The following is a 22,401-nucleotide window of genomic DNA, read 5'->3' on the forward strand; positions in this document are numbered from 1 at the left end:
GATGTGGTATTTTTGGATGAGCCGATGTCTGGTTTAGATCCGATGGGGCGCTATCAGATGCGGGAGATAATTTTATCGCTAAAAAATCAAGGAAAAACGATTTTTTTTAATTCGCACGTACTGTCGGATGTGGAGAAGATTTGCGATCGGGTGGCAATTTTGGCTCGCGGTGAGTTAATCTGCATTGGTGCGATCGACGAACTTCTGGGAAATACTAAAACTTACCGGGTTGAAGGTAGGGGCGGCCACTTGAATATCCTCAAAAAATGGATACCGGATATGGAAGTTGATAATGATTTGTGGTACGGGCATTTGCAGGGCGAACCGAAGGAGTTTATTTCTAGTCTGAGCGCGACGGGAGGGCAGCTAATTGGGATGAATTTGGCTAAGCCTTCTTTGGAAGAGTTTTTTATGGAGCAACTGCAAGAAAGAGGCATTTATTCGAGCACTTGAAGTTGATAAAATCGGCGGTTGAAACCGGGCGGTTGAAACCGCGGCTACACAAACGAAGTCCGCCTTCGCGGACTAAGAAAACGGGCAAGATGCCCGTTCCACAAGAGGTTAAGTTTCTTGTGGGGAGTAGGGGTTGGGCATCTTTCCCGTGTCTGAAATGGTAATACCAATTTCATAAAGTTATGCTACTACCCCCCCCACTCCCCCCCGAAATAAGGGGGGGTTGGGGGGGGTAGATATGTAGCGCTATTTTATGAATTTGGTATAATGTTTTTTACTTCCTTTAACAATGGCAACTGTAGATTTCCACACCCTAACTCTGCACAATTCCACTGCCGCAAATACTCACAAACTTCAGAAATAATCCTATTTCCTGCATCTAAATCTTGTGCTTGAGAGGCATGATAATGCGCTCTGATTAAGGGCTGAATATCCTCAATACTTTGCCATTCCGATTCTGGTTTTAGCGGAATACTGATATAATAATTATAAGCTTGGCTGTGGGCGGTACGGAAATGTTCGGGATTTTGATTTAGCAGGTACTCGCCCTTTTCTCGGACTAGGGGATGCAAGTGATAGGATTTGAGATGGCGATCGCAATATAGCAATTGCCGGCGCTTGAGTGCAAGGATAATATTTTCTTTAAGTTCGTATTTGCTAACTTCTGGCATTTGAGCGCTAATCCCTGCAAAAGATAGCGGATATTCTGAGGTTTGATAGACGGAAATTCGACTGAGACAAGTTTGCTCGCTGTCGCTCAGACGCGCTAGGATTTTATCGATCGCACTTTCAATGTCTCGAATCAGCAACCAGTCTCTCTGGTGTAGAAAATTCCCGACATTTCCTTGAAACTCGGTATCGTCTCGAATCAAGGCTGCGACGAGTTGTAGGGCTTTGGGATGTCCAGAATAGCGATCGCCCATTTCGGCTAATTCTTCTGGATTTGCAGTCAGATTAAACGATTGCAACAGGGAAATTGCGCTATCTCGATCCAATCCGTTGAGTTGGATTTCGCGGGTGACTGTGGGCGGCAATTCGGCTAAGGTTTCGCGACTGGTGAAAATAATTTTGCTTTGATGTTCTGTTTCTAATAGTTGTTTGAATAACCAAGCATATTCTGCACAATCTTCTGCGAAATAACCGGCGGCTTTGGCTTCTCTTGTTTTCAAAAGTGTGTCGGCGGGATCGAAGACAATTAAGCAAGGTTTTTCTCTGAGGATTTTGAGCAGATTTTCGGTTTTTTTGCCGCAGTCATTTTGAGCGTTGGTGGCTGTGGTAATGTCGCCGTTGGAGAGGACCAATAGCAGGGAGTCAATTGTGCGATCGCACGGGGGTGCTTTGCTTGTTGCGGATTGCAAGGATTGCCAAGCGGCGCTGGTGAAGGGGGTTTTTTCTGTGTGGAGTTGGCGAATTAGTTGGCTGGCGAGGGTGGTTTTGCCGGTGCCTGGTAATCCGACTATTGAGATGGCGGTGGGAACCCCCCCCAGCCCCCCCTTGGTAAGGGGGGGAGCAAGAGTGGGCGATTCGTTGGTAAGGGGGGGAGCAGGATCAATTAGGGTTTTTAAGATTTCGATTTCTTTGGTGCGCTGTACCCAATTTCTGACGGGGGGTAGGTTTTCTGGGAGGGGGAATGTGCGATCGGTTTGGTTGTCTTGGGGGATATCTGCGATCGCAGCTAATAGTAATTCTGGTTCCTGAATTTCCCGCGCAACAATATCTTGCCAGTTTTTCACACCTACAGCTTTGCAAATGTGTATAAAAGTCTCTCGTCTAATTGGTTGCTGCGTCCAAAATCGCTTTAAAGTTGCTTTGGAAGTGAGAGCAGCCTGACACCAGAGCTCATCTGCTTTATTCCATCCGAGATTGCGTCGTACCATATCAATGATTTTTAGCCCTTCTTCAGATGCTCTGAGCAAACCTGCCATTGCGACTCCTCTACGGAAACTCTGCGTTAGTAAAGAATGTTACACGATTTGGTGAGCCGAGAAGTGAGCCAAATGAGCCAAATGAGCTAAATGAGCCTTTTTTGCTGAGCCAAATGGTGAGCCGTTTAGCCTTTGCGGATTCAGGATTGTGGAGTATTGTGAAATGATGTGCTTGGCTGTCAGCTACGTTTGACGGTGCATCGGTTGGGCGATCGGGCATACAGCTTATCTGCTGTTGGGAGCAATGTAAAGTTTTGTTACAAAAACAGGGCGATCGGCATAAAAAGCAGAGGAAGGCCCTGATAAGTATTTAGGAAGGCTTGCTAGGCGGGCTTTGCTGGTTTTTACGCAACTATATTTTTGAGGAGATGGGATTATGACGGAATCTATAATTGCTACGCGAGATGGAAAAATCGGAACAGTAGATGGAACATCAGGAAATTTTTCACAAATAGCAACAAGTAACCTAAATTTCTCTGACATTGCCTTATCTAATAGCGGTGAGCTTTTCGGCATTACGTTTGGCAGTTTATATAAAATAGACCGAAATTTAGGCTCTGCTTCACTTGTTGGCAGCTTTAGCTTAGGCTCTTCTGTTCTGTTGAATGCTTTAGAATTTGCCAACAATATACTTTATGCTGCCGATTTTTCTAATTTATACACCATTGATACCAGTACCGGCGCAGCAACTTTAGCAGCTAACTTGGGTTCAGAATTCGACAGTAGTGGTGACTTAGTATTTGATGCTGCTAATAATCGATTTTTAGCTACATCACTAGGTACAAACAGTGATAGCTTGTTTTCCGTATCTCTAACAGGTCAAGCAACCAAAATTGGTGATATTGGCTTTACAAATGTTTTTGGTCTGTCATTGGAAAATGGCAATCTTATCGGTTTTACGGAAAATCGAAAGCGAATTACTATCAATTCAACAACGGGAACAGGTACTTTTGATAAAAATTTAACGGGTATTAGCGGTTCAATTGGGGGAGCATCGTCTATTCCGCCTGCGATACCGACACCTCCAACACCAACTCCCCCAACACCGACACCTCCGACTCCGACTCCTCCAACACCGACACCCCCGACGGTTGTAACTCCAACTCCGACACCTCCGACTCCGACTCCTACTCCCCCAACTCCGACTCCTACTCCGACACCCCTAACTCCGACTCCGACACCAACACCCCTAACTCCGACTCCAACTCCCATAACTCTTCCAATTCCAACTCCGACACCACCTCCTATTAGCGAGCCGGATCTCAGTCCGCTGAGGCTCAAAGTAGTTAACGGTCAATTCGTATTCAACAATACGACCAAACGCTATGAGTCATCCGGTACTATTCAAATAGGGTTAAAAGATCGCCCTTTCCCGTTATTGAGTGTTAATGGCTCTGTTAGTTACGACAACAAAACCATCAAAGCTAATGGGATATTTTCACCAGCTATTGGTGGCTTAACAGTACCTTTGTATGAAGGTGATTTAGAATTTGACGTGGGAAAAGCAGTTGCAAAATCAGTTAGAGAAACTACTCAAGCAGTAGCAAACCAGTTTAAGCTAGCTGGAACAGAAGTTGAGTTTACCAATTTAGCTTTTACAGAAAAAGGAATTGAATTAGAAGGAACGCTTCAATTCCCACCAGAACTATTTGGCGGAACTAAGCTAGATATAAGGGATAAGAATAAAATCCTAATTAGCAACGATGGCGTGAGCCTCACCGGAGCAAAAATTGATTTTCCAGATGTAAAATTTAATATAGAAGACTTACTGGAGGTTAAAGGGACAGGTTTAGCACTTGGATATACTACTCAGCAAAGAGCAGGAATTACGCTTCAAGGTAAAGCCGAGTTAGTTGTATTTGATCCCAGTCCCACTCCTACTCCCACCCCTCCTTTCACTATTACTGCCGACTTTGCCGAGCCCAATTACATTAAGGTCAACCGTGACTTTAGCCCCATTGTGGATGTCAAGGGGTCATTTTCTTTAGACAATATCAAGCTGGTGCCAAAGGTCTGGGAAATTAGAAGTGCAAAATTATCCTTGGATACAGAAGCCAAAGAGGTTAAGGGCGAAGGTACTATGCTTATCCCGACAGGCATTGAACTCAGTGGCGGTCTTGGTTTTGTTGATAAAAAATTAAACTTTGTCAAGATAGGAGGAAGTAACCTCAACAAACCTATTGGTGCTACGGGTGCTTTTCTTCAGAGCATATCGGGGCAGGTAAATAATCTCACCAAACCCGATCAAATTGAGAGCAGTCTTACTAATGTTGGCGTGACTGCTGGGCCTAAATTAACCATATCACTACCTTCTTGGGCGGGCGGAGATGTTTCGGGAACTGCTGTTGAACTTAATGCAAGTGGTAGCATCACTCGCGATCGTCTCAAGACAAACGGTACTATCAAAATTGCAGGTGGATTGGTAGAGGGCAAAGGTGAGGCTGAACTCAATTGGAATAAAAAATTCTTCAATGCTGAGGCAGACTTCTCAATGCTTGGCGGTGTAATCAATACCAAAAGCAAATTTACTGCCGATTCTAATTTCAACATCGTGATGGGTGGTGCTGCCAGTGTCAAAGTGCCAGATATATCCATTGAAATCCCCAAAAGCAAAATTTTTGGACAGGAAGTAGGCGGTGGAAAAATTAACTTCAAAGGTCAGCCACTTGCACAGGCAGAATTTGCACTCAACTACTCTAATGACAACAATCTATCTAACGACTTTGTTCAGGCTTATGGTAAGTTACCGCCCATAGAATTTTTCAATCCTTTAAATTTTAGGGAGCCTATAAAAATAGAATCAGAAGCGACGATCAAAGTTTCTTTTGATGGTAAAGCCGAGGCCAGTGTAGGTAAACCAGTACCAAGAACAAATAGCTCTCTCCTTGCCTCTAGCCAAATCGAAAGAGTTGCCTCAGCCAATCAGCTCGAAGCTAGTGCAGATAGAACAGCCTCCGCCACACAAGGCTTTATTGTTGCCCCAGGCACACAGTGGGTAATTCTCAACGCCAACTGGGATAATGCCACTGCTAATACTCCAGTTGAAATCAAAGCACCCAATGGCACTATTTTCAAAGAGTCTGATTTTGCAGCGAATCAAATTGCAATTGTTGATGCCCTCACCAGTACAACTACCAAAGCAGTTATTATAGCCAATCCACAACCAGGTACTTGGGATATCAACTTAACGAATTCCGCTGGTTTAGGCACTGTAGAGTACAGTGCATTTCAGGATTCTCAGGCTCCGACTGTTCAAGTAACTGCCCCATCTACAGATGTTAGCGGACAAAACGTCACCATTAACTACAGCGCTATTGACTCTGACTCCACTGCCAAAGTTAGCCTATTCTACGACAATGACAACCAAGGTTTCGATGGCATTCTCATCAAAGGTGGCCTTGAAGAAAAAGACGGTGCAGGCAACTTTGTCTGGAACACTCAAGGCATCCCCACTGGCGATTACTACGTCTACGCAATGGCGATGGATGAAAATAACGCACCTGTTTTCAGCTACGCACCGCTGCCGATTAAGGTGACAGAATCAGCAGATTTATCGGTAACTAAAACAGCCGATCGCGATACAGCAATACCGGGAAGCAACCTCACCTACACCGTTGCAGTCACCAACAACGGCACTGATAACGCTAAAGGTGCAATTCTCACCGAAACCTTGCCAGAGGGTGCTAAATTTGTTTCGGCTAACATCGCCCCCACCAAACAGTCAGGAAATGACCTAACTTTTGACCTCGGCGATGTACCCAAAGGTCAAATTTCAACTGTTAGCATTACCGTTACCGCGCCGACAACCGGAAACATCACTGGTACCTCTAGCATAACGAGTGAAACCTACGACCCAGACATCTCCAATGATGTCGATTTCGCCAGCACTACAGTCACAAATGACGGTACTGAATCGGCGACAGATAATAGTCTACCAACACCAACACCAACACCACCTCGTCCTCCACTGCGTCAAGTCTTAGGAACTCCTGAAAACGACAATCTAGTTGGCATTGACGCAGCAGATAGCATCGCTGGTTTCGCTGGTGATGACACCCTTGCCGGACTTGGCGGAGATGACATCATCTACGGCAATAAAGGCAACGATATCATCACTGGCAACAGCGGAAATGATAATATATTTGGCGGCCGAGGCAATGATTTAATCCTAGGAGGTGCAGACAACGATCGCCTGAAAGGTAACGAAGGCGATGACACCCTCAGCGGCGATTTAGGTCGAGATATCTTAATCGGCGGCCCCGGCAGTGATACCTTTGTCCTACCCAAAGATGCGGCCGTAACAGGCGATTTCCTGCCAGATGCTATCTTAGACTTCCAATTAGGTGCAGATAAAATTGGACTGACAGAAGGATTAACCGAATCGAACTTACTTCTGAACTTCGATCAGGGAGATACTGTCATCAAGATTGCAGGTTCAAGTCAAATCTTAGGTGTTGTTGTCGGTGTAACTCCGAGTCAGCTAAGCGGTAGTTTTGTCTCCATCAATCTGCCAATGATTTAGAATAATCGGATTAGCGCGATCGCCCTTAACGACAAAAAGCGCGATCGCCCTTAATCCCTCCCCATCCATCCCCGTTTATCTGCGGTTGCTAAAAAGGTCGATCGCCCTTAACGACAAAAAGTGCGATCGCCCTTGTGAAAATAAAGCTCACCATCTATAATTGATAGATAACCCCTATCCTTTTCTCAGGAGTATTCTCATCAGTACAAAGCCTAGCAGTTCTCCCGAACCTCAAGAGGAATCGCCAGCACTTTTAGGATCAGGTGGTCGTTGGCCTGTAATTGATGAAATTGTTGACCCCAGAGTTGTCAGACAGCAAAGTAACCTATCCTGTGGCCCTGCTAGTGCTGAAATACTCCTCAAAGATCGAGGAATTGCTAATATTGAACAAGCCGCTATTGAAAATTTAACAGGAGCACCCACATCCGCTGAAGAAATTGCCAATGCCCTTAACGAACTGACTCCGGCTACTTCTCATCGATGGCAAGCTGGTTTTATTGATACATCAACACCTCTAGCAGCTTTTAACCTGTTATTAAATACTGAACAGTCGTGGATGGCTCAAATGAAAGAATTTGGTAACAGAGTCGGACACATGGTAGTAGTTGACGGCCTCGATCGGACAGGACTTGTTCTAATTCGAGACCCCTGGGAAGGGACAAGGTATAAAATGAATATAGATGAATTTTTAAACGTTTGGAATCAAATTGCAGTTTTCTGAGGCATCCCATGAATATAACAGTGCTTTCAATAGAACCAGCCAGCGAGTTCGGAACATTCAATATCATTATATTGCTCGATCGAGAGCAGCATCAATTTACTATGACCGCAGAAACAGCCACAGCTTTAGGACAGACTATCCCGTTAATCAAGGGCGATGTGCATTTCTGTAAAACCTTTAAATGGAATCAGGAAGCCAGTGTTAAACTGTATAAGCTATTGTCTCAATTTAATCGCGGAGACTGTCTAGAATTTCCCATTAATCTTGGCGATTTTGAATTTCTAGAAATAGAACGATTCTCTTTGAATAAAGAAGTTAAAATAGCCGTACAATGAGGCGAAAACTCGTTGCTTCTCATGTGCGATCGCCCTTACGACAAAAAGCGCGCTCGCCCTTCATCACCCCACCTCTATTTGTGGTTAAAAAAGTGCGATCGCGTTCCTTAAAATTTTGGCAGGTTTTGCTAACAAATTTATACTTCTACTGTTGAGCTATCGAGCGATCGCCTGACTCGATTCAATCTTTGCAGGCGTTGCTGTTCTGCCAGCATCGCATTAATCTCTCCCAATTCTAAATTGACTTCTTGAACCTCCAAACGAGTTCGACGGAGATTAGCTAGTAAACGTTTAGATGTTTCTGGATCGGGGATGCGCGGTTGTTTATTCATGGCAAGTTATATTCCATCTTAACTTCTTCAATACTACGCTCCAGTGCGGGAATCCTTGCTTGGGTTCGTGCTATAGCTCGTTCTAGTAATTGTAACATATCACTAGAGGCAACAGGTTGAGCTTGGGCAATTTGAAGCTGGATAGTAGATAGTTGGGAGTAGGAAGATTCAGCATTTTCGGCTGCACTTTTCATTTCATCTAGTGCCGCAATCGTTGCGTCTGTCTCTCCAAATAGTTCAAAAATGGTTAATTCCAAGGCTAAAGCTTTATTAACAATATTTAACGACTGCTGTTTTAATTAATTGATGATTTCCGTAGTTTCTGATGGTAAATCAGCCAGATTTATACCCCGATAACAAGCTGCTATCATTAAAGCATAACAGAGTGTACTTTAGCAACAGTGTCTATCCCCCTTTATCTAGTCCGAGCGCCTTTATTTTAACGAAGTGCGATCGCCCTTAAAATCAGAATAGACAAACAACATCTAATTTGTTATAATTGAGTAAAACTCTATAGGTTGAGTTTTACTCAATTATATAATAGCTGAAAAATATGTTTTGGACTCTGAAAAACTTAATCAGCACAGATAACCAAGGACACCTAAGTTTAAACCTCGAACCCAAATCAACCGAGTATCGCGTTCTCGTCAACGAAGCCGGACAAATTTTATTAGACCCAATAACCAACATACCCGATCGCGAACAGTGGTTGTGGCAAAACCCCCAAGCATTAGCCGCCGTTAAGTGCGGCCTCGCCCAAGCAGCTAAAGGTGAAGTACATAATTTGGGTGACTTTTCTGAATATGCCGATCGGGATTTAAGCGTGATAAACGATCGTAAAATTAAATTAAAGTAGTCAAAGCTAACTCGCATAAATGACAGAGGAAACTCGACGAGAAATAGCGAGACGACTAGCTAGAGAACTAGCATCAAGGACAGTCATCTCACCTATAACAGCCGGACAAGGGTTTCAAACTTTTGGTGAATTTAAAAGAACGATCGGGGTGGCAGGAGCGGGGTTAGCGTGGCATCATATAGTTGGGCAAACAACATCAAATTTACAGAGATTCGGGGCCCAAGCAATACACAATACAGGCAATCTCGTCCGGCTAGAACACGGTACTGGGTCAATTCATCAGGAAATTACCAATTTCTACAACTCCGTCCAACCTGAACTCACAGGTACGAATACTCTAACCGTGAGAGGATGGCTCAGCACTCAATCTTTTGCAGAACAACAAGACTTTGGCATTAGAGTTATTATAGCTTTCGGAGGAACAGTTTAATGCTGACTCTAGATATCCAATCAATCCTCAATTCTATTCCCAATGAAATTAGCTGGCAAGACATCGTACAGTTTGAAAATCTAGACGCTCGTGTTAGTATTGCTAATGACCTTTGTGCTAATATTATTGGTGTCAATGAAGGTACGATCGAATTGTGTCCTAATGAAAATCCTCCCGATCGTTTAGAACAACTGGTTTGGTGGTGGGTTGTCCGTCCCGATTTAGGAGCGGCGATTGCCAAAGAAGCTCCTCAAGAACTCAAAAATATTATCAGTCAATACATTCTGCAAAATTGACAAAAACCAGCGCTCGTCTGCAGTTGCTAAAAAGTGCGATCGCCCTTAATCCATCCCCATTCATCTGCGATTGCTAAAAAGTACGATCGCCCTTGACGACAAAAAGGGCGATCGCCCTTAATCCCCACTACATCCATCAGCTAATTAGTAAATAAACTCGGCTCTACATGAAACAAACTACCCAGAATCAACGCCTGCTCTTTGCTGAAATATCCCTCACCGTTAACCAGTTGATATACTCCTTCTTCAGAGCCAATAATTCCCACTAAATCCGCAGGTTTTAGCGATCGCTGTTCCATCAAAAACAACAACAGTGAATGAGGAGTAGCTGTTGCTCCGGGTGCGTAGTATTCTTCCTCAAATTTTTCAATCAATGCAATCAACAATTCATATAACTCATCTTCTTCAGGAGTGCGATCGCGACGGTGCATAAACTCTTCCACCATCACCAAAGCTTTTTCATTCTCAGCTTCATTTCTAATTATTTTGGGCTGATACTGAGACAATAACTCTTTGTATTTATCTCGATTAAAAATAAGGGTCATTTTTCCAGTTCTCCTTATCGTATTCAGCATGAGTAAGAATATATTTGATATAAATCAATTGGCTTTCATAATCGATACTAACTATCAATCGATAGTTGTTACCTTTGATATTGAAAACCGTAAAACCTCCCACGGCTTCAGCTTTAGGGAAAACAGATTGCACTTCTACTAAATTTGACCATTTAGCTTTGCTAGAAATTTTAAACCAGTTATCCAGGGCTTCCCGACAATCAGCATGACTTTCGCTATATTCACGCATCCGCCGATAGCTGATTATGTGCATCTGCTATATTTGGCAATTTTCACTAAACTTTATCTTAGCTAAAACAATTTATTCTGTCAATAGGGATATCTGCGGTTCAAAAGTGCGATCGCCCTTTGCCATTTCTCACAAAAACTCAACACGCCCAACCATTTTTTCAGGCGCGTACACTTCATAAATCAAAACCAGAGCTTCAAGGTGGACTCTGACGCTTCAACTCTTCGACAAAAGCATCTGATTCAGCAGTGCGGCGGTCAATTTCTTCTCGATTATCGTAATAGTAAGTCATGGCCGCATGAACCGAAGCCGGCGACAAATTATAGTCCCTAGCGATTTTTTCGATCGACTCTCCCATATTAAGATACATTTCAGCGATATGTGCTACAGAAATTCGATGACCCGCAATGCGTGGTTTACCACCAAGCACTCCCGGTGTAATTTCAATATACTTTGTGATGACTGATTGCTTAGACATAAAGCGTCAAAGGCTCCTAATTGATAATATTTAGAGATATTTAATTTTAGCAAAAACAGACGAAGTTCTATCGCCCCTTTGTTATGTACATCTAGAAGCTATACCGCAAAATATTTTCCCCCGACTCGGCACGAATCTCTTCCAGAGTAGGAAAGTCTTCTGCCCAAGTTCCAGCTAGGGAATAAACCACTTCCTGCCAAGAAGTTATAGAGTCTACTGTATCGGTGAATTGGCGAGCATTCAGGTACTTGGCACGAATAAACTCAGCGAAAGTGAGAATTTTGCTAGCTTGGTTTTGGGGAAGAGTTTTGACGATAGCGTTGATTTGTTCAATAGTCATAATCTGGTTATAAATAAAGAGAAGTTTATCTTTATTTTAGCAACTATAATCGGTTTAGTTCCACAGCCGATCGCCTTTTCCTCTAATGCCACGAAGTCTATTCACCAACTAGCCAACCAATCTAACTGCGGTACACCTTCAAACACCAACAATCCAGTAAAAATATGTGAATTATAGTTTTGAGACAGGAGACAGAAAGCAGAAGGAAAGAGTCAGAAGCAAAGAACCAGAATAAGTGTTTTTACAAATATGAAATGCTCCCTAGTAAGCCTGCTGGCATTGTATAGCAGTTCGATCGCGTCGTGAGGTATGCCCCATGCCCCATGCCCCATGCCCTATGCCCTATGCCCTGTTTGGCCAATGCCCCTCATCTTTCTAAGAAATGCTGTATATTTTCCCACTCACTTACTGTGCCGATCGCGCTGGCGATCGATCTTTGCCAAAGCAGCACCCGAAACATCCGCCAGAATACTAATTATCCGATACAAAGCCACCGCACTCAAAATTATAGCCACAGAAAAGCGATCGGACAGCAGGGCGATCGCCGTTGCTTCAAATACTCCCATCCCTCCGGGCGCACCCGGTACCACTAAACCCACCACAAACGCCAAACAAAAAGCACCGAACAAGTTCGGAATATCAATCGAATTCACCGGATTTAAAGCCATTACCGTTAGCAAAAAACCGCAGCCCCGCAATCCGATAAAACATATTTGTCCGATTAACGGCACTAAAGGATAGCGTTTAATTGGTAAATTAATTTCGCGGGGGGACTTGACACCCGATGTGTTTTTAGCTAGATTGGAGCTAGACTCTAAACGCGAAATTGGTCGATCGCCCGCCACCTCCTCAACCTTGGCATTTTCCCCATTCTTCTTCGATAACTTCAACCGCTCCACAAATAGGACGATCGGATTTAAAATTCGGGGATGAATCGCCGTTAAAATCGCAGCAGAACCGACAATCCGCAAAAACCCATTGAATTTGTCAAAACAAATCAACCCAATCAGCACGCCCGCAGAAGCCATCAGCAGCGGTTCGAGCAACACGCTGAGAGTAGCAAATTTAGAGGAAATACCAGCCTTTTTCGCCTCCAAGATGCGACCCCAAAAATGCCAAATATTCCCCGGCAAATACTTCGCAATATTAGTTTTCAGAAAAACTTGAATCGCCCACCGTGCATTTACATATTGACCGAATTCCCGCAAAATTAACATCCACACCCAGCCGACAAAAATCAGAGACAGCAAAGTAATGCCGAGGGCGATCGCCAGCAAGGGAAAACTTTCGGCTCGAATTTGGATGTTCGCAACTTCTCGCCAGTGAGTGAAAAAAGCTTTCGCAATAAATACAAACGTCCCGCCCAGAATCACATAGCGAACATAAGGCTTTAAACGCGATTTCGCCAGCTTGAAAAAATTCTGCAGTCGATGCAAGTGTTGTTTTCCCATTTTCCGATCCTGATTAGTGAATTTGGGATTGTAGATTTCTTAACCACAATTTCATGTTTTATATCTAAAATTTAGATCGATCGTACTTGAGGAGTAAAATTCTATGGCAGGCCCGAGTTCTGACAATCTCTCCTATCTTTTAGATGATAGTCCCAACAGTTTCGCATTAACTCCGGGCTTTTTGACTCCTTATCCTAACGGACTTTTTGCCCTCGGAGGCAACGATTTTATTGTCGGTTCCTCGGATGCCGATCGCCTCAACGGTAACAGCGGTAACGACAGACTCCTCGGCGGCAGCAATTCCGATACACTATTCGGCGGTGTCGGAAATGACTTGCTTAACGGCGGTACCGGCAATGACTTCTTATTTGGCAATTCTGGCAGCGATACCCTGCAGGGAGGTAGGGGAGATGATGCCCTCTACGGCGGCCGCGCTAACGACGTTTTAGTAGGCGATGGGGGCACAGATACCCTGACAGGGGGTTTGGGCTCCGATACCTTCGTCCTCCGCAGCGACACGGCAGTCTCCGATCCCGCAGCCGCTGATATCATTACTGACTTTAACAGTTTTGTGGATGCGATCGGGCTGACTGACAATCTTACCGAAGCTGACTTGATTCTCGAAGAAATCGCGATCGCCCCCGGAATTTCCAATACATTAATTAAGATTCGCCAATCCAATGCTATTTTAGGCTTGGTAGCCAACGCATCTCCACAAGACCTCGCAGATACATTCATCTCTGCAAGTAGCGTATTGGGAAACCAACTAAGTCAAGCTCGCGACTTAGGCGTTTTGGACAGCACTCAAACCATCGCCGACTCAGTTAGCAGCGCTCAACCAGACGGCCTTTACCGCTTTACTTTGCCTGCAACTCGCGACTTTAAATTAACTGTCAGCGATTTTAGTGCAAATGTTGACGTTGCTGTAATTAAAGATATTAACGGCGACAATTCTATTGACTTTACCGATATTATTGCTTCTTCTCAAGAACCGGATTTATCGCCGGAAGCGATCGACATCAAAAGTTTGGCAGCAGGAACTTACTTTATTCGAGTTTATCAAGATCGAGAAAGTACAAACTTTACCCTAAATCTGTCTGCAACCCCTCCAACTATTTCAGCCAACAATATTAGCAACTTACCTGGCTTTGACTCTCGTTTTGGGTTTGGTTTGGTGAATGCAGCGGCAGCAGTTGCTAAGGCTGCGGGTGTTCCAACTTTTCCTGACGTTCCCGACTTGGGCGGCGACGAGTGGGGCAGAGATTTAATTAAAGCTCCAGAAGTTTGGGCGCAAGGCTTGACTGGAGACGGTATTGTAGTAGCAGTTATCGACAGCGGAATAGACTACAATCACCCGGATTTGACCGGGAATGTTTGGAGCAATCCGGGGGAAATCGGCGTTGATGCGGGCGGTCGCAATAAAGCTAGCAACGGCGTTGATGATGATGGTAATGGATTTGTTGATGATTTCCGGGGATGGGATTTTGTTAGCGGCGATAATGACCCGATGGATGATAACAGTCACGGCACTCATATCTCGGGTTTAGTTGCTGCGAAAAAAGATGGGGTAGGAATTACTGGAACGGCTCCAACTGCGAAGATTATGCCTTTGAAAATACTCGATGAGGCGGGAGTGGGCAAAATTAGGGATGAAATTGATGCGATTAATTATGCGGTGGCAAATGGAGCTAAAATAATTAATGTGAGTTTGGGGGGCAAACAGTTTAACGATCGAGAATTGGATGCTGTTCGAGCCGCTGAAGCTCGAGGCGCGATCGTAATTTCGGCAGCCGGAAATGATGCTCGCCCGGAGGTGGATTATCCGGCTCGGTTTGCCAACGAGGTAGGAATTGCTGTCGGTGGTGTTAGCCGCAACGGCTTGTTTGCAGATTATTCTAACCAAGCGGGTGCGGAGGCGCTCAATTATTTTGTTGCTCCCGGCGGCGACGGTGGCAGGGCAGATTCTGGTGACGTTTATTCAACTGTGCCGCTTTCTCAACCGGGGATTCCCTATCGATATGTTGCGGGTACTTCAATGGGAGTGCCGCACGTAGCTGGGGCGATCGCTTTGATGTTGCAGGCAAATCCGAATCTGACTCCTGCTCAAATTAAGCAGATTCTGGCGGAAACTGCCAATCGATCGGTTTAAATTCGATCGGGTTTGTAGTGAGGAATTCAGTTTTTCCTCATCGCAATTTCAAGAAGGACTTTAGGAATGAAAATTTAATAACTTAAGCGATTGCTCGTTACCAGGCTCTGCCTGGTAATGCAGATCCGGAGGCTCTGCCTCCTTATTGCTCGTTACCAGGCTCTGCCTGGTAATGCAGATCCGGAGGCTCTGCCTCCTTTGAAGAAAGCAACTGACACGAGATAGGACTGTAGGAGGTGTTTAAGTTATTAAGTTTTCGATCCTCAGTCCTAATTTTGTATAGTTGCAGCGTCAACCACCAACTCCGATCCTTAATAATTGGCGGCGTAAATCAAGTCAAATTGGCGGCACAGAGTGATGCAGCAGTGATTTGGTCGATCGAATACTAACTCGTATTTCATCTCGCCCTCAATTTTGGTAATCGGCTGCTTTAAGGGGATGCCGTGAATGTCGTATTGGCGGCGTTCTAAGGCACTCCAGTCGATGATTTTGATGTCGATTTGGTTCTGCAAGTCACTTGCAATCAGAAATAAGTGGATCTTGTCTTCAGCTTTCCCTGTCAAGGGAATTTTGATTAACACTGACTGAGTGACGATCGGTCTTTGGTCGTTGGGATGCTTCTGGGTGTCGCAGCTTTGCAGTTCGATATCGTAAGGTTCTACCTTAAATTTCTCTCCGCTGGCGATCGCCGACGAGTGCAAATCTTTCAAGCACTTTTCTAGGTGAGGGATCAGCCCTAACTCTGGATCGCACAGCAGTTTGCGAATATTTGAAGTTTCAGTGACTGTCATTTTAGATTTTTATGTTGTTTTTTGATTATTGATACCAATTTCATAAAGTTATGCTACTACCGACAGTTTGACTCCCCCCCTTTATAAGGGGGGGTTGGGGGGGGGTAGATATGTAGCGCTATTTTATCAATTTGGTATGACTTATAGCTTACCGCGAAAAGCAGCCATATTCTACTCTACTTGCGACATACTTTCAAAAATTTAGTTGCTGGGCCGTATTTCACAGCGAACCAAATGTTTTTTCCCCCAATCTTTTAGATTATTTTTTAGTAATTTTCCAGAGATTGAGATCGACATTACTAACCGCCGGATCTATTTGATAGTTTTGTTTTCCAATTGCCGATCGCAAAGCTGAGGAAGGTCTGTATAAAAACAAGTCGCCCAAACCGCCGGGAATTGTCGGGGGTTCAGGTTTTTTTCGTGCCAATTCTTGATTTTTGTAGCAAGAAGTATAACAGCGCGGTTCTATTAGCAGTTTTACTTTTGGTTCTAGGCGATAACTCAAAGCCATCATGTATGCGATATTCGCATCGCTGATTATCAGGGGATTGCTGGCTTGATTCACTATTCTTGCTACTTCCAATTCTGCCCCAAGCCAGCCGCTGCCTTTATTCCACCAAGTATCGGCCCCAGAACTAACTCCACCGGATACTATCCCTGCTAAAAACAGTACAGCTATTACTATTTTCCACAGTTTTTGCTGTTTAAAATTATCGAGATTGTTGCTAATTTTCGCAGACAGCAGGTAAGCAACTGCTAGCTGAATTCCCACATAACAAGGAACTAAATATCGCGGATTTCCCGATCGCCTTCCCCCTTTTAGTATATCGGGCAAAGCTAAAAATATTGCAGTTGTGGCAATTAATAACAATACCATCAACCAAACCCGCTTTGGTGTTTGCCGGCACAGAAAATAAATCGCATAGCCCACTAAAGCTAGAATCGCGAGGCCAGCGGGAATTAGCAACGCTAGTTGTGCGGCGCTGGCACTTCCATCAATGCCAATATCAAAAAATGCTATGCTGAGGGCGCCCGCCCACCTGCTAACTAATCTTAACAGACTTGTCTGTTCTGCCCATAATGTTGTGCTTCTAATTTGATTGAAATTTTCTACAGTATTTACCAGGGTAGGCATGAAGCAGATTAAAGCGATTAAAGCTGCTACGTAATAGGCAACAAATGTTTTGACATCGCGCCAGTTGGCAATAATTGCGACGTAGATTGCATGGGCGGCGGCGACGCAGACAAATAACAAGTGGGTGTAAAATCCCATTGCTGCTGTGACTGCGTAAAGCGCCCAGTGGGAAACCAGCCAAATTGGATTTTGATTTTCATCGGGGCGCATCGATCGCAGCAAGGCCGCACTGGATAAAATAGTAGTTAATGTCCACAAACTGTACTGTCTGGCTTCTTGGGCAAATAAGATGTGGTAGGGAGAAATCGCAAAAATTGCGATCGCCATCCATGCTACTGCTGAGGATTCAAATAACTCCCAAGCCAGCCAATAAATGGCGGGAAATACTAGCAAGCTAATCAGGGCTGCCAAACTTCTCATTGCTGTAACTGAAGTGCCGAACCATTGCGCCCAAAATCGCGCTAGTACATAATACAGCGGCGGGTGCTGCGGGTCTTCGGTTGCTAAGGAATTCAGGGTATCGCTTAAGGTTTTTTCGGAATTTACCTGCTGGTATTTTTGTAAATCCGAGGGCGAGATTATTTGCTGGTAGGAAATTTGTTTGATAATTTCCGCTTCGGTGTAGCCCGAAACTCTCAAAGAAGTATAGGTTTCGTCGATCCAGTAAAATTTGCGGTCGAGATTTGCGAAGCGAAAAAATATGCCAATAACTAATAAAGCGATTATCAGAAAACTCAACCATTTCCTAGCAACATTAAAACGTATTTTTTCCACCATGATTCATTTTTTTTGCAATTTGCTCAAAATTATATCTTGATTTTTTAGAGTGTAAATAGTTGAAATTTCATAAGGAGTATTTTTTTCTATTTCAGTTTTTAATTCGGGGACACCCGCGTAGAGAAAAATTTCGTTAAAGTTTGGCGGAATTTCCACAACTTTAGGCGGGAATACGATAAATTTAGTTTGGGGAACTAGCAGGTAACTCAGACTGAGTAAATTAGCGATCGTATCTACACTATACACCCACAAGTCTGCAACCAGTAAAGGCCGAGAAGCTGAGTTGATCGTGCGGGCGATCGGGATGTTAATATAAGAGCGGTCTTTATTCCACCAAGAGTCGGCCGGCAAATAGATGCAGCAGGATATAATTCCAATAGAGAGTACAGCAGCCAAAGCCAGCCTCCACAGTTTTTGGAATTGGAGTTTCACTGTAGGAGATATAATTTTTTCAGCCAGCAGGTAAGCAACAGATATCTGCATTCCTAAATAACAGGGAATCATGTAACGAGTATTGATAGACCGAATCCCTCCCAAAATTAAATCTGCTGGCAAGAAAATCGCTACTGTCACGGACATCAATGTCACCACAAACAACCAAACACGTATTTGTGTCTGATTTACAAGGAAATAAACAGCATATCCGACACTTATTAAAATCATTAAAATAACTGGCAGAATAAATATCAAATAGAATCGCGGCAAATCCGAGTACAATCCCACATCTAAAAATTGACGGCTAATGTTCAAAATCCAATTTCTTATTAATTGCAACACAGGTATTTTGACAGACTGCCATGCTGTTTTTTCACTGGCATTATGCGAATTTTTTAGAAATATTATAGTCCAGGGAGATAGAGCAATAAATCCCAAAATTGATGCTATAAAATAGCCAATAACAGTTTTATTAATCCGCCATTTTTCTATAACTACTACATAAATTCCCTGCCCTAGCGCCACCAGTGCAAATAATAGGTGAGAATAAAATCCCAGCGCTACTGTTACGGCATAAAGTGCCCAACTGCTGTTAGTGTTTAGCCGCATCGCCCGCAGCACAGTTGCGCTTGAGAGTAAAACTACTAATACAAACAAGCTGTAAGGTCGAGCTTCTTGAGCGTAAACTATTTGAAAAGGCGATACAGCTAGTAATGAAACTGCCAACCAAGCTGTCAGCGAGGACTCAAATAATTCTAAGCACAGCCAATACATACAAGGCAATGCGAGCAAACTAAAAACTGCCGACATACTTCTAGTTACAGCTATTGAATCGCCGAACAGTTGCACCCAAAATCTGGTTGCTATAAAATACAGAGGAGCGAGTTGAGGTTCTTCTAATGCTAATCCTTTTACAGTATCGACTACGCTTTTGTCTGAATTAATCCGCTGGTATTTTTGTAAGTATTGAATATCCCGAATTTTTCCGTCACCTACTTGCTGAATAAACTCAGCTTCTGTATAGCCAGATATCCGCAGGGATGTGTAACTTTCATCTATCCAGTAAACTTTCTGTCCTAGGTTGGCGAAGCGAAAAAATATGCCTAGAACTAATAAAACAACGATTACAACTCGCAGTCCCTTCGGAGGCAATGCCTGAAAAAGATGCACTTTATTGCTGTTTTTAGTTATTTCCATTTGTGCAATAACTTATTTGATATTAAATTGTTTAGTAAGGTGCACCGTCCGGCGCACCCTACCAATAGGTTTTTTAATCCACTCCTTCAATCGGCGCAAAACCTTGCCGCTGAATATTTTCGGTTATTGTGCGCGGTTCGAGGAATTGCAGCAAGTAATCCGGGCCGCCGGCTTTGGAACCAACTCCCGAAAGTTTGAATCCTCCGAAGGGTTGCCGCGATACCACTGCGCCGGTGATTCCGCGATTTATGTACAGGTTTCCGACTTCAAAATCGGCTTGGGCGCGATCGATATGCGAAGGCGTGCGAGAATACAATCCGCCGGTTAACGCAAAGTTTGTACCGTTAGCAATAGCAATCGCTTCGCTGAAATTTTTTGCCCGAATCACCGACAACACCGGGCCAAAAATTTCTTCTTGGGCGAGAGTTGCAGTCGGCGATACTTCCGTAACAATCACTGGGCCGACAAAATAACCGGTTTCGGGTGCCGCCATTTCTAAGGCTATCTTAGCTTCGGCGCGACCTTTTTCGATGTATTCGCGGATGCGCGACTGGGCGGTGGCATCGATGACTGGCCCGACTTGAGTGCCGGGATTTTCGGCTGCACCGACATTGAGCGATCGCGCAGCTTCTATCAATCTTTCCACAAAAGTATCGTACACCGATTCGATCGCAATTACGCGCGAACAAGCAGAACATTTTTGACCGCTGTATCCAAATGCCGAATAAACCACCCCCGCCACGGCTTGGTCTAAATCCGCACTTTCATCGACAATAATTGCATTCTTGCCGCCCATTTCCGCAATTACTCGTTTCAGGTGTTTTTGTCCCGGCTGCAAAATCGCAGCATCCGCATAAATCTGACAGCCAACTTCCTGAGAACCGGTGAAGGTAATCATGTGAACGTCGGGGTGTTTCACCATGTACGCGCCCACGGTTGAACCTTTGCAAGGCACGTATTGAAATACGCCTTTAGGAATGCCTGCTTCTAGCAAAATCTCAGCTATTTTTGCCGCAATTACTGAGGAAAATTCCGCTGGTTTTAGTAAAGTGCAGTTACCAGCAACCAGCGATGCAACTGTCATGCCTACGGGAATTGCCAGGGGGAAATTCCAAGGGGAAATAATCAAAGAAATGCCGCGCGGCTGATAGGTGTAGCGGTTGTTTTCTCCGGCTACATCGTAATTTTGCCCTTGTTCCAACCGTTCCATTTCGTCGGCGTAGTAGCGGCAAAAATCGATCGCTTCGGAAACTTCGGCATCGCATTCTCTGACAGGTTTGCCGACTTCAAATACCATCCAAGCTGACAGTTCGTGCCGCTTTTGTTCCATCAATTCTGCTGCTTTTCGCAAAACTCCGGCGCGCTGGCGGACGGGGGTTTTGCGCCAGCCTGTAAAGGCAGATTTGGCTGATTCTAGGGCAAGTTTTGCTTGTTCTTCCGAAATCAATCCGATTTTGCCGACTATTTCTGCGGGATTGGAAGGGTTGAGAGAGTTAACTGTGGTTTCGGTATTTTGGTACTCGCCATTGATTAGGGGTAAGTAGGTTTTTCCTAAGTTTTCCCGCACTGATTTGATGGCTGTTTCTGCTTGTTGCCGCAATTTGGTATTGGCGTAGTCGGTATCGGCGACGTTGGGGAATACTTTGCTGTAAACTAGCTGGTCGTTGCCGTTGGCTACTGGGGCGGCTAATAATTGTTCGATCGGCATTTCTTCGGAACTTTGCCGGATAAAGGAACTGTTGGCGGTATTTTCCAGCAATCGGCGGATTAAATAAGCCATTCCCGGCAACAAATCGCCGTAGGGACAGTATACTCGGACGCGATAACCCCGATCGACCAAAAGCTTCGCCAATTTGTCGCCCATACCGTACAGTACCTGCATTTCAAAGCGGCGGCGCGGTATGTTGAGAGTTTCGGCAATGGCGATCGCCCTAGCTTGCGATCGCACGTTGTGGCTGCCAATTGCTGCATACAAATAGTCGTGATTTTCTAGCAGCAACTGCGTCATTGCTTCAAAATTAGCATCCGTAGCAACCTTATCATTGTAGACCGGCTGCGGCCAATCTTTCTGCATCGCCTTGATAGTTTCCTGATCCCAATAAGCGCCTTTCACCAGCCGTACAGTTATGGGATTGCCGCGTTTTTTAGCCCACGCAATAATCTCTTGCAAATCTTGCTTGCTGTCGCGCAAATATGCCTGCAACGTGATACCAATATCCGTGCGGCTGCGAAACTCTTCCTCTAACAATAAGTCTTTGAGAATGCTGAGAGTTAAACTCTTGTAGGCGTACTGTTCCATGTCGAAGTGAACGGCAGTTCCCAACTCCTGGGCGCGGCGCAATAACAGGCGAATTCTCTCGCTGACTTTCTCCTCGCTGCCTTTAGCATCCAGCGGGTCAAACTGAGAATAAAAAGCCGTTAATTTGACAGATACTTGCACTCGCGGCAAAGTTTCGCCATCAGCTTTGTCAATAGCATCTACCTGCGACCAATTATTCGCTGCCTTCGCGAGTTCCGCCATCAATTCCAAATAGCGGTTGAGATAACTTTCCGCCTCAGCTTCTGTAATCACAGCTTCCCCCAAAAGGTCAACTGTAAAACCCATTTTATCTTTGCGAAGTCGCTCTAAGGTTTTAATTACCTGCTTGATATTTTCCCCAGAAATATACTTGTGTGCCAAAGTTTCCACCGCAGGCGCAACCGTCGTCGCCGCCAATTGACCGGGGACAGAATCAGCGTTAGCAAAGCTGAGCAATTTTTTCAAAGCTTCGGGCAATTCTACCTCTTCCACAGTCAGGTATTCTTGCAAGTGGCGGGCAATTTCCGGCTTGCTGCGGAGGGCGGGCAAACAGTCAATAAATCTAAACAATTGCACCCGCAGTCCGGGGCTTGCCATTGCCCAATCCATCAGTTTGTCGTCCCAGCGCATTTGGTCTTGCAGTTGGCCAAAAAACGATCGCTTTTTGTCTTGAGT

The 22,401-nt window shown here is 44.6% G+C and carries 19 protein-coding genes and 1 pseudogene; 8 read left to right on the plus strand and 12 right to left on the minus strand.

Annotated features, from left to right (window positions below):
• Positions 1-453 (plus strand): annotated as a pseudogene (locus WBA89_RS05405) (multidrug ABC transporter ATP-binding protein); the annotation flags it as partial.
• A gap of 251 nt (positions 454-704) precedes the next feature.
• On the opposite strand, the gene WBA89_RS05410 reads toward WBA89_RS05405, so the two are convergent.
• The gene (locus WBA89_RS05410) at positions 705-2,378 is read right to left on the minus strand and encodes an NB-ARC domain-containing protein (RefSeq protein WP_424404505.1); all 1,674 of its coding nucleotides are present in this window, start codon (positions 2,376-2,378) and stop codon (positions 705-707) included.
• A gap of 376 nt (positions 2,379-2,754) precedes the next feature.
• On the opposite strand from WBA89_RS05410, the gene WBA89_RS05415 reads away from it, so the two are divergent.
• The 3 genes from WBA89_RS05415 to WBA89_RS05425 all read left to right on the plus strand — a co-directional run bounded on the left by WBA89_RS05415 (position 2,755) and on the right by WBA89_RS05425 (position 7,956).
• On the plus strand, positions 2,755-6,900 hold the full coding sequence (locus tag WBA89_RS05415) for a M10 family metallopeptidase C-terminal domain-containing protein (protein ID WP_424404506.1): 4,146 nt from the start codon (positions 2,755-2,757) through the stop codon (positions 6,898-6,900).
• A gap of 160 nt (positions 6,901-7,060) precedes the next feature.
• Complete coding sequence (locus WBA89_RS05420) at positions 7,061-7,621, plus strand: cysteine peptidase family C39 domain-containing protein (protein WP_424404507.1); 561 nt, start codon at positions 7,061-7,063, stop codon at positions 7,619-7,621.
• A gap of 8 nt (positions 7,622-7,629) precedes the next feature.
• Positions 7,630-7,956 (plus strand): hypothetical protein, encoded by a 327-nt coding sequence (locus tag WBA89_RS05425; RefSeq protein ID WP_424404508.1) that lies wholly within the window; start codon positions 7,630-7,632, stop codon positions 7,954-7,956.
• 137 nt (positions 7,957-8,093) lie between these two features.
• On the opposite strand, the gene WBA89_RS05430 is transcribed toward WBA89_RS05425, so the two are convergent.
• Both WBA89_RS05430 and WBA89_RS05435 read right to left on the minus strand, forming a co-directional pair.
• Positions 8,094-8,288: a hypothetical protein gene (locus WBA89_RS05430; protein ID WP_424404509.1), complete on the minus strand. Its 195-nt coding sequence runs from the start codon at positions 8,286-8,288 to the stop codon at positions 8,094-8,096.
• Positions 8,285-8,482 carry a hypothetical protein gene (locus tag WBA89_RS05435; RefSeq protein WP_424404510.1) on the minus strand — a complete coding sequence of 66 codons (198 nt, stop codon included), beginning with the start codon at positions 8,480-8,482 and terminating at the stop codon, positions 8,285-8,287. The genes WBA89_RS05430 and WBA89_RS05435 overlap by 4 nt, the downstream gene beginning before the upstream one ends.
• Before the next feature lie 359 nt (positions 8,483-8,841).
• Here WBA89_RS05435 and WBA89_RS05440 point away from each other — a divergent pair, with 359 nt between their 5' ends.
• From WBA89_RS05440 to WBA89_RS05450, 3 genes are read left to right on the plus strand one after another with little or no spacing between them, the layout of a single operon-like run.
• Positions 8,842-9,144 carry a hypothetical protein gene (locus WBA89_RS05440; protein ID WP_424404511.1) on the plus strand — a complete coding sequence of 101 codons (303 nt, stop codon included), beginning with the start codon at positions 8,842-8,844 and terminating at the stop codon, positions 9,142-9,144.
• Between the two features lie 19 nt (positions 9,145-9,163).
• Positions 9,164-9,574, plus strand: coding sequence for a hypothetical protein (locus WBA89_RS05445; protein WP_424404512.1), 411 nt, complete (start codon positions 9,164-9,166; stop codon positions 9,572-9,574).
• The gene (locus WBA89_RS05450; RefSeq protein ID WP_424404513.1) at positions 9,574-9,870 is read left to right on the plus strand and encodes a hypothetical protein; all 297 of its coding nucleotides are present in this window, start codon (positions 9,574-9,576) and stop codon (positions 9,868-9,870) included. Before WBA89_RS05445 ends, WBA89_RS05450 begins: the two co-directional genes overlap by 1 nt.
• A 140-nt stretch (positions 9,871-10,010) precedes the next feature.
• Here WBA89_RS05450 and WBA89_RS05455 read toward each other — a convergent pair whose 3' ends face one another.
• The 5 genes from WBA89_RS05455 to WBA89_RS05475 all read right to left on the minus strand — a co-directional run bounded on the left by WBA89_RS05455 (position 10,011) and on the right by WBA89_RS05475 (position 12,943).
• Entirely contained in the window at positions 10,011-10,415 is a 405-nt protein-coding gene (locus WBA89_RS05455) for a helix-turn-helix domain-containing protein (protein WP_424404514.1), read from the minus strand.
• Positions 10,399-10,698, minus strand: coding sequence for a type II toxin-antitoxin system HigB family toxin (locus tag WBA89_RS05460; protein ID WP_424404515.1), 300 nt, complete (start codon positions 10,696-10,698; stop codon positions 10,399-10,401). Before WBA89_RS05460 ends, WBA89_RS05455 begins: the two co-directional genes overlap by 17 nt.
• A 172-nt stretch (positions 10,699-10,870) precedes the next feature.
• Positions 10,871-11,152 (minus strand): DUF433 domain-containing protein, encoded by a 282-nt coding sequence (locus WBA89_RS05465; protein WP_424404516.1) that lies wholly within the window; start codon positions 11,150-11,152, stop codon positions 10,871-10,873.
• A 91-nt stretch (positions 11,153-11,243) separates the two neighbouring features.
• Positions 11,244-11,492 (minus strand): DUF2281 domain-containing protein, encoded by a 249-nt coding sequence (locus WBA89_RS05470; protein ID WP_424404517.1) that lies wholly within the window; start codon positions 11,490-11,492, stop codon positions 11,244-11,246.
• 401 nt (positions 11,493-11,893) lie between these two features.
• On the minus strand, positions 11,894-12,943 hold the full coding sequence (locus WBA89_RS05475; RefSeq protein ID WP_424404518.1) for a lysylphosphatidylglycerol synthase transmembrane domain-containing protein: 1,050 nt from the start codon (positions 12,941-12,943) through the stop codon (positions 11,894-11,896).
• Positions 12,944-13,046: 103 nt separating this feature from the next.
• On the opposite strand from WBA89_RS05475, the gene WBA89_RS05480 reads away from it, so the two are divergent.
• Complete coding sequence (locus WBA89_RS05480) at positions 13,047-15,092, plus strand: S8 family serine peptidase (protein ID WP_424404519.1); 2,046 nt, start codon at positions 13,047-13,049, stop codon at positions 15,090-15,092.
• Positions 15,093-15,403: 311 nt separating this feature from the next.
• On the opposite strand, the gene WBA89_RS05485 is transcribed toward WBA89_RS05480, so the two are convergent.
• The 4 genes from WBA89_RS05485 to pruA form a co-directional block, all read right to left on the minus strand.
• A complete protein-coding gene (locus WBA89_RS05485; protein WP_424404520.1) occupies positions 15,404-15,883 on the minus strand; it encodes a hypothetical protein in 480 nt (159 codons plus the stop codon).
• Between the two features lie 259 nt (positions 15,884-16,142).
• The gene (locus WBA89_RS05490; protein WP_424404521.1) at positions 16,143-17,795 is read right to left on the minus strand and encodes a glycosyltransferase family 39 protein; all 1,653 of its coding nucleotides are present in this window, start codon (positions 17,793-17,795) and stop codon (positions 16,143-16,145) included.
• 3 nt (positions 17,796-17,798) lie between these two features.
• Entirely contained in the window at positions 17,799-19,427 is a 1,629-nt protein-coding gene (locus WBA89_RS05495) for a glycosyltransferase family 39 protein (RefSeq protein WP_424404522.1), read from the minus strand.
• 73 nt (positions 19,428-19,500) lie between these two features.
• A partial coding sequence (gene pruA, locus WBA89_RS05500) for an L-glutamate gamma-semialdehyde dehydrogenase (RefSeq protein ID WP_424404523.1) occupies positions 19,501-22,401 on the minus strand: 2,901 nt, incomplete at its 5' end.

The sequence above is a fragment of the Microcoleus sp. genome (assembly GCF_049646505.1).
In the GTDB taxonomy this organism is placed as follows: Bacteria; Cyanobacteriota; Cyanobacteriia; order Cyanobacteriales; family Microcoleaceae; genus Microcoleus.